5 protein-coding genes are annotated in these 4,178 nt (G+C 71.7%); 2 read left to right on the top strand and 3 right to left on the bottom strand.

The window, feature by feature from the left end:
* Positions 1 to 17: 17 nt before the first annotated feature.
* Positions 18 to 152 (bottom strand): hypothetical protein, encoded by a 135-nt coding sequence (locus G6017_RS17210; protein WP_259844327.1) that lies wholly within the window; start codon positions 150 to 152, stop codon positions 18 to 20.
* Positions 153 to 314: 162 nt separating this feature from the next.
* Here G6017_RS17210 and G6017_RS05245 point away from each other — a divergent pair, with 162 nt between their 5' ends.
* Together G6017_RS05245 and G6017_RS05240 are read left to right on the top strand one after the other, a co-directional pair.
* Positions 315 to 1,001: a phosphate signaling complex PhoU family protein gene (locus G6017_RS05245; RefSeq protein WP_179525622.1), complete on the top strand. Its 687-nt coding sequence runs from the start codon at positions 315 to 317 to the stop codon at positions 999 to 1,001.
* 32 nt (positions 1,002 to 1,033) lie between these two features.
* Positions 1,034 to 1,429 (top strand): VOC family protein, encoded by a 396-nt coding sequence (locus G6017_RS05240; protein ID WP_182616250.1) that lies wholly within the window; start codon positions 1,034 to 1,036, stop codon positions 1,427 to 1,429.
* Positions 1,430 to 1,512: 83 nt separating this feature from the next.
* On the opposite strand, the gene ilvD is transcribed toward G6017_RS05240, so the two are convergent.
* Together ilvD and G6017_RS05230 are read right to left on the bottom strand one after the other, a co-directional pair.
* Positions 1,513 to 3,237: a dihydroxy-acid dehydratase gene (gene ilvD, locus G6017_RS05235; RefSeq protein WP_179525624.1), complete on the bottom strand. Its 1,725-nt coding sequence runs from the start codon at positions 3,235 to 3,237 to the stop codon at positions 1,513 to 1,515.
* Between the two features lie 50 nt (positions 3,238 to 3,287).
* A partial coding sequence (locus G6017_RS05230) for a PQQ-dependent sugar dehydrogenase (RefSeq protein WP_182616248.1) occupies positions 3,288 to 4,178 on the bottom strand: 891 nt, incomplete at its 5' end.

The raw sequence follows: 4,178 nt of genomic DNA, 5'->3' as shown, positions 1-4,178 counted from the left end.
GGCGGCCGCGGACCCGCTCATGCCAGCCCGCGCAGACGCGAGGCGGTGGTGCCGATCTCCCGCGCCCCGACCATCGAGTCCGCGTCGATCAGCACCGACCGGCCGGGTCGCCTCTCCCGGGAGCGGGTGGTCTCGTACGGGAACGGGATCATCGGGTGTCCTTTCCGGGACGCGGGCGACGTGCGTACGACAGGGCAGAACAGACCGATGGGTCCATCTATTCCCCACGCCCGCACCCCCACTCCGACCGCCCGGGCGGTGAACACTGGCTTAACGGGATCGCGGCGATCCCGCCCCACCACTACAGTCATGGGATGCGCACCGTCCTCCATACCAAGCTCGACGAGTTCTCCGACCAGCTGGTCCGGTTCTGCGAGATGAACAACCGACTCCTCGACCTCGCCACCGTGGCGCTGCTCGAGGGTGACGAGGTCGCCGCCACCGAGGTCATCGACGGCGCGGCCGAGGTGGAGGATCTGCGCGAGGCGAGCGAGCAGCACGCCTTCGATCTGCTGTTGCTCGAGGCACCCGTGGCCCGCGACCTGCGGCAGGTGGTCTCCGGCATCTACATCGTCGAGCACTTCACGCGGATGGCCGCCCTCACCGGCCACATCGCCCGCGTCGCCCGCCGACGCCACCCCAACCCGGTCATCCCCGGGCCCGTGGTCCCGACGATCCGCGAATTCGCGGAGCGGGACTCGGCCATGGCCCGGAATCTCGGGCAGCTGCTCCCCACCAAGGACGTCCGCCTCGCTCGCTCACTCGATTCGGAGGACGACGCGGTCGATTCCCTCCACGCCGACCTCATGCGGCAGATCTCCGCCGAGGACTGGCCGCACGGCTCGGTCGCGGCGGTGGATCTGGCGCTGCTCGCCCGCTACTACGAGCGGTTCGCCGATCACACGGTCAGCATCGCCAACCGCGTGGTCTACCTCGCCACGGGTGAGAGGCCCGGGGGCGGGTCGCTCTCCCACCTCGAGGACGGCACCGTCCTCGACTGACCCGATCCGATCTCCGATGTGAGGAGCCCGCCGTGTCCCGTCCCATCCACTTCGAGATCCACGCCTCCGATCCCGCGCGGGCGTGCGCGTTCTACGCTGCCGTCTTCGGCTGGACATACCAGGACTGGAGCGACTTCGCCGGGTCACCGTACTTCGGCGTGGCCTCCGGCCCCGAGGACCAACCGGGCATCAACGGCGCGATCATGCAGCGCAACGGCGACACCCCTGCGACGGGATCGCCCGTCGCCGGCGCGGTGCTCACGATGGGGTGCGGGGACTTCGACGCCACCGCCCGCGCGATCCTCGACGCCGGCGGGACGGTGGCCATGGACAAGCACGCCCTGCCGGGTATGGCGTGGCAGGGCTACTTCCTCGACACCGAGGGCAACGTGTTCGGCATCCACCAACCGGACCCCGACGCGAAGTAGGGCGACCGCATGACCCGGGTGTGAGCCCGGGTCATGCGGTGGTGGGCGAGCCACCGTGGCGGGTCACCTGCTGCCGCGGGGCCTCACCGGCAGATCGCGCCCGTCGAGGCCGACTGCACGAGCTTGGAGTACTTGGCCAGCACACCGCGGGTGTAGCGCGGCGGGAGCGGCTCCCACCCGGCGCGACGCGCCTCCAGCTCGGCCTCGTCCACCAGCAGGTCCAGGGTCCCGTCGGACACGTCCAGGCGGATGCGGTCGCCGTCGCGGACCAGGGCGATCGGTCCACCGTCCACCGCCTCGGGGGCGATGTGGCCGACGCACAGGCCGGTGGTGCCACCGGAGAACCGCCCGTCCGTCATCAACAGCACGTCCTTGCCGAGCCCGGCGCCCTTGATGGCGCCGGTGATCGCGAGCATCTCGCGCATGCCCGGGCCGCCCTTGGGCCCCTCGTAGCGGATCACCACGACGTCCCCGGCGGTGATCGTGCCGTCCTCCAGCGCGTCCATGGCGGAGCGCTCCCGCTCGAACACGCGGGCCGTGCCCTCGAAGACATCGGAATCGAAGCCGGCGGACTTGACCACGGCGCCCTCAGGGGCGAGCGACCCGTGCAGGATCGTGATGCCGCCGGTCGGGTGGATCGGCTCGCTCATCGCGCGCAGCACCAGCCCGTCCGGGTCCGGCGGGGCGATGTCCGCGAGGTTCTCGGCGACGGTGCGCCCGGTGACGGTGAGGCAGTCGCCGTGCAGGAGTCCCGCGTCGAACAGGGCCCTCATGACCACCGGAACACCGCCGATCCGGTCGACGTCGGTCATCACGTGCGCACCGAACGGCTTGACGTCCGCGAGGTGCGGCACCCTGGCGCCGATGCGGGCGAAGTCGTCGAGCGTGAGCTCGACCTCCGCCTCGCTGGCGATCGCGAGCAGGTGCAGGACGGCGTTGGTGGATCCACCGAAGGCCATGACCACGGCGATCGCGTTCTCGAACGCCTCCTTGGTCATGATGTCCCGGGCGGTGATCCCGCGGCGCAGCAACTCGACCACGGCCTCCCCGCTCGCCTTGGCGTAGTCGTCCCGCCGGCGATCCGGAGCGGGCGGGGACGCACTGCCCGGGAGGGACATCCCGAGCGCCTCGGCCGCGCTCGCCATGGTGTTGGCGGTGTACATGCCGCCGCACGCCCCCTCGCCCGGACAGATGGCGCGCTCGATGGTGTCGACGTCCTCGCGACTCATCAGACCGCGCGAGCACGCCCCGACGGCCTCGAACGCGTCGATGATGGTGACCTGCTTCTCCGTGCCGTCGGAGAGCGTGGCGAAGCCGGGCAAGGTGGACCCCGCGTAGAGGAAGACGCCGGCCAGGTCGAGGCGCGCGGCGGCCATGAGCATCCCCGGCAGGGACTTGTCGCAGCCGGCGAGCAGCACCGAACCGTCGAGCCGCTCGGCGCTCATCACCGTCTCGACACTGTCGGCGATCACCTCGCGGGACACGAGAGAGAAGTGCATGCCCTCGTGTCCCATCGAGATGCCGTCGGACACGGAGATGGTGCCGAACTCGAGCGGGTACCCGCCGCCGGAGTGGACGCCCTCCTTGACCGCCTTGGCCAGCCGGTCGAGGGAGAGGTTGCACGGGGTGATCTCGTTCCACGAGGACGCGACGCCGATCTGGGGCTTGACCCAGTCGTCGTCCCCCATCCCGACCGCGCGGAGCATGCCCCGCGCCGCGGTCTTCTCGAGGCCGTCGGTGACGTCCCGGCTGCGGGGCTTGATGTCCACACCGTCGCGGGTGCTCGTCTGATCAGTCTGCTGCGTCATACCGCCAGACTAGGCGGTGGACGGGAGAGGGCGGCAGGAGACGCGACGGGTCAGACCGGGGTCAGCTCGAGCAGGCGCCCGCCCGGGCCGTCCTCGAGCACCCAGATCGCCCCGTCGGGGGCCTCGGCGAGCGCCCTGACCCGCTCGCCTATGTCCCATTCCCGTACGACGGTCGCGGTCTCGTCCCGCAGTTCCACGCGGACCAGATTCTGGCCGGACAAGCCGCCCACCAGCGCGCTGCCCGCCCACCCGTCGAAGCGGTCCCCGCCGTAGATCAGGAGGCTGCCGGGAGAGATGGCGGGCACCCAGTAGGCGGCGGGTGGGACGAAGCCGTCCCCGTCCCGGTGGTCCGGGATGTCCCCGCCGTCGTAGTGCCGTCCCATCGAGGCCCGGGGCCACCCGTAGTTCGCGCCCTCGGCCAGCAGGTTGAGCTCGTCGCCGTGGCGGGGGCCCATCTCGGACACCCAGATCCCGCCCTGCGGGTCCGCGGCGATGCCCAGGGGGTTGCGGTGACCGATGGTCCAGAGGTCGGCGGAGGAGCCGCCGTCCCCCGCCCACGGGTTGCCGGGCGCCGGGTCCCCGTCGAGGGTCAGGCGGACCACTGCGCCGAGGTTGCTGGCGGTGTCCTGGGCGGGGGTCTGCTCCTGGCGGTCGCCCGAGGTCACGTAGAGGTGGTCGTCGAGGACGAGCAGGCGCAGCGCGAAGTGTCCGTTGCCGGCGGCGGGGTCCTGCTCCCAGATCACCTCGAGGTCCGTCAGCTCGGTGCGGTCCACGTCGAGCGTGCCGCGGCCCACCACGCCCTGCGCGCCCTCGGGATGGTCGCGCACCCAGCTGAGGTAGACGGCGCCGTCCTCGGCGTGGGAGGCGCCCGCGGCGACGTCGTGGAGACCTCCCTGCCCGGCGTCGTCGACCGGCGGCACGCCGGCGACCTCGGCGACGTC

This window comes from Dietzia sp. B44 (genome assembly GCF_014145245.1).
Taxonomy (GTDB): Bacteria; Actinomycetota; Actinomycetes; order Mycobacteriales; family Mycobacteriaceae; genus Dietzia; species Dietzia natronolimnaea.
This window is presented reverse-complemented; position numbering and strand designations above follow the sequence as displayed.

Coding starts and splice junctions, on each gene's coding strand:
- ilvD (WP_179525624.1), bottom strand. CDS start 3,237: ATGACGCAGCAGACTGATCAGACGAGCACCCGCGACGGTGTGGACATC.
- G6017_RS05245 (WP_179525622.1), top strand. CDS start 315: ATGCGCACCGTCCTCCATACCAAGCTCGACGAGTTCTCCGACCAGCTG.
- G6017_RS17210 (WP_259844327.1), bottom strand. CDS start 152: ATGATCCCGTTCCCGTACGAGACCACCCGCTCCCGGGAGAGGCGACCC.